Annotated in this window: 2 protein-coding genes and 1 pseudogene; all 3 read right to left on the reverse strand. The window is 61.6% G+C overall.

Going from position 1 to position 3,577, the window contains the following annotated elements:
- Window positions 1-205 precede the first annotated feature (205 nt).
- On the reverse strand, window positions 206-1,651 hold the full coding sequence (locus tag UP10_RS31560; RefSeq protein WP_349643988.1) for a mercuric reductase: 1,446 nt from the start codon (window positions 1,649-1,651) through the stop codon (window positions 206-208).
- Between the two features lie 33 nt (window positions 1,652-1,684).
- A complete protein-coding gene (locus tag UP10_RS31565; protein WP_044591113.1) occupies window positions 1,685-2,467 on the reverse strand; it encodes an SDR family oxidoreductase in 783 nt (260 codons plus the stop codon).
- A gap of 218 nt (window positions 2,468-2,685) precedes the next feature.
- Window positions 2,686-3,577 (reverse strand): annotated as a pseudogene (locus UP10_RS45480) (ATP-binding protein); the annotation flags it as partial.

The raw sequence follows: 3,577 nt of genomic DNA on the forward strand, positions 1-3,577 counted from the left end.
GTGCCCATTAGGCGACATCGTTCCGTCACTTCGTCGGCGCACGCGATCCCCGCGGGCGCACCTAATTCGGCACCAATGTGAGCGCCTTTCTCAGCACCCAACGCTTCATCAGCACGGTGCCACCACCAACGTCACCACCGCCAAACGGCGACTCTGTCCGCAAGCTTGCCTATCGAACCATCTGGATGCCGATATCCATCATCCCTCAACGAGGCGGCACGTTCGCCATTAGCTGCCCCAGTCCTTCAGCCACCGTCAAATGCGCGATGACGGCGTCGCGCAGGGTCGTGTAGGGTAGTCGCGCGAGCATCGCCGTTTGCATCACGGCCATGACCTCGCCGGCCTCAGACCCGATCATCGTGAAGCCAAGAACGAGATCGTCGCTTGCGCCGACGAGAACCTTCATGAAGCCGGAGGTTTCTCCTGTTGTGTGGGTTCGCAGCACGGCCTCCATCGGCAGCGAGGCGACGCGCACCGCAACGCCCATGTGTTGCGCGTCGCGTTCGCTCAGTCCGACATGGGCGAGCGGCGGATCGGTGAACACGCAGTACGGCACCAGCCGGTCACCCGTGCTGCGCGTACCGCCGGTCAGGTTGTCCGCGATGATGCGGAAATCGTCGACCGAGACGTGCGTGAACTGCGGGCTGCCGGCACAGTCACCGACAGCCCAGACATTTGGCACGGTTGTTTCAAGCCGGTCGTTGACGCGGATGTAGCCGCGCGCGTCCAGTTCGACGCCGGCTTCCTCAAGTCCGATTCCGGCCGTATTGGGCACGCGCCCTGCCGCGACGAGGATATGGCTTCCTTGGAGCTTCTCATCGCCGGTCGGCGTGCGGACGGCGAGGGTCACTTCGCCGCCGGAGCGGCCGCTCACGCTCAGTGTGGTGGCAGACAGCAGAAGCCGAACGCCTTCCTCGCGCAGGATCCGCTGCATAGTGTCCGCGACGCCTGAATCCTCGCGGCTCATGAGCTGAGAGCCGGCCTCGATGACCGTGACCTGGCTGCCGAAGCGGCGGTAGGCCTGCGCCAGTTCCAGACCGACATAGCCGCCACCGAGCACAATCAGATGCGAGGGCACCGCATCCAGCTCAAGTGCCTCGATATGCGTGAGCGGGTGGGCTTCCGCGAGGCCGGGAATGCTCGGTATCGCCGCATGCGAACCGACATCGATGATGACCTTGTCGCCGGTCAGCCGCCGCATACCGCCGTCGTTCAGCCGGACCTCTAGCGTCTTCGGCGCCACGAAGGTTCCGCTGCCCATGACCAGTTCGGCGCCGCTCGACTTGAAGGGCGTAACGTGGTCCACGACCTCTTGTTCGACCATGACGCGCTTGCGCTGGCGCACCTTCACCATGTCGGTCGTGACCGGACCGGTGATCGTGCCAAACTGCGCCGCGTGCCGAACCAGATGGGCGATGCGCGCGCTCCAGACCTCGTTCTTGCTGGGCATGCAGGCGATGTTGGGGCAGGAACCTCCGATATACCGCCGCTCAACAACGGCCACCCGTTGCCCAGTTGGCGCCAAGTGCCACGCGAGTAGATTTCCGCCCGGTCCGCTTCCGAGAACCAGGGTATCAAAATGTTCTGCTTGAGCCATCTTCATCTCCATGTTTCTCGGTGCGTCGTTACTACGGACTTCATTGCTGCTCATGGGTACCTCCTGTGTCCTGTGGGGATCGCCGTCCTAGCCGCGATGAATGGGCGCTCCGAAGGGAGCACCCGTTAATCCGCCGTCCACGATCAGCTCGACCGCGTTGATGTACGACGAATCCTCGGAAGCCAGGAAAAGCACAGCCTTCGCGAGTTCTTCAGGTTCGCCCCATCGGCCCAGCGGAACCGTCGAGGAGTACGAATCAGCCAGCTTGGCGGACTGTTCAGCCGACATCGAGGCGCGAGACCCGCGCTTCCAGATCGGAGTTTTTGTCGCTCCGGGTGCGACGACATTGACGCGAATGTTGCGCGGCGCAAAGTCGGCAGCGATCGCACGCGCCATGGAGACCACCCCGCCCTTGGTGGCCGCATAGGCCGCTAGGCCGGCCTGGCCCATATAGTTGTGCACCGATCCGTTGAAGATGATGCTGGCGTTGTCGTTCAACAGAGAAGCAGCGGAGTTGATGGTGAAGAATGCGCCATTCAGGTTGGTGCGGACGATATTCTCAAACGCTGCTTCGTCCGTAGCGCCGGTGGGCGTCCTGCCGCTAATTCCGGCATTGGCGAAGACGACGTCCAGCTTGCCGAAATCCTTGGCAATATCCGCGAAGAGCTGCTTGCGATCGTCCGCCACGGTAACGTCGGCGCGGTAGCCGCGCACGTTGGGTCCCAGTTCGGCGACTGCTTCATCCAGCGTCTTCTGGTCCCGGCCGGTAATCGCGACTTCAGCGCCTTCTGCAACGAAAAGACGGGCGGTCGCCAGGCCGATGCCGCTGTTTCCGCCAGTGATGAGAGCCTTCTTACCTGTGAGTTTCATGATTACCTCCTTGATGACTTGATGTGGCCTCACCTTCGCGCCGATCTGAGGAAATTACCCGTTATGGGTCGTTAGCAGGCGTTAGCTGCTGCAAGCAGTCCGAAAAAATGACGGGCAAAACGCTTCCGCTGGCGCAAAAGAACGAGCGCAAACAGTCGGGTGACGGGATTACGAAGCGATCTCTGCTTGCTGGAGGCAGGTTGAGAGTCGTAGTGAAATCACCTCAACGTGGTGAGCAGCGCTTCGGCGGCTTTGAGGTCCGCCGTCTCAAATCCTTCCTTGAACTCCGCGTAGACCGACTGCAGTAGCGTCCGTCCGTTTTTGGACTGTCCTTGGTCGGCCAAATGCTTCGCGAGGTCCCTCGCGGTACGCAATTCCCAGGCACGCACACCTTGACGTCGGCTCAATACAAGCGACTCGTTGAAGCAGGTCTCCACCTCGCGGACGTCGGGTTTCTCCATCGATAGGAGAAGCCCGCCCTTTATGCGCAGCAGTTCCGGCATATAGAACATCTCGCCACTGACTTCGACTTGCCGAATACTCTCGTCGATCAGCGCCTTGCCTTCATCTGGCCGTCCAAGCGCGGCCAGTCCTTGAGCGACTGCAATGTTGAACTCCGTGGTGAGCACCTCATGTCGCGCCGCGTGCAGGCGCTCGAGCGTTGCCTGCAGATCCTTGACGCCCGCTTTGGTGTTGCCGCGCAGAATCGCCAACTCTGCCTTGCGACCCTGTCCGATCGCTACAAGAGGCCCCAAGGCATTGGCTTCGGCATGCGAAAGCGACAAATCGGTGTGGTATTGGGCATTATCGAGATCGCCAGCCCAGAGAAAAACCGACGCCGCGCCGGCCAAAACCAGCGCCAACGCTGCCGGATGGCCCATGGCTTCGGAGGCTTCGACCCCCTGGCGTGCGAGTTCCAGCGCCTGGGTCGGATAACCTTGCAGCCAAAGGGTCCGCGCCAGTGCGATATACGAATGGTAGTGGGGATCGTAGCTGAGGAGGACCGGTCCACGATGGGATTGCGATAATATCCGCATCAGGGAATCGAGCTCCGCACGCGAACCCGCAAGGTCACCGGTAACCTGCAGCGCCCTTCCCAACATGGCATGG

The sequence above is a fragment of the Bradyrhizobium sp. LTSPM299 genome, from assembly GCF_000938235.1.
GTDB lineage: Bacteria > Pseudomonadota > Alphaproteobacteria > Rhizobiales > Xanthobacteraceae > Bradyrhizobium.

Coding starts and splice junctions, on each gene's coding strand:
- UP10_RS31560 (WP_349643988.1), bottom strand. CDS start 1,651: ATGAGCAGCAATGAAGTCCGTAGTAACGACGCACCGAGAAACATGGAG.
- UP10_RS31565 (WP_044591113.1), bottom strand. CDS start 2,467: ATGAAACTCACAGGTAAGAAGGCTCTCATCACTGGCGGAAACAGCGGC.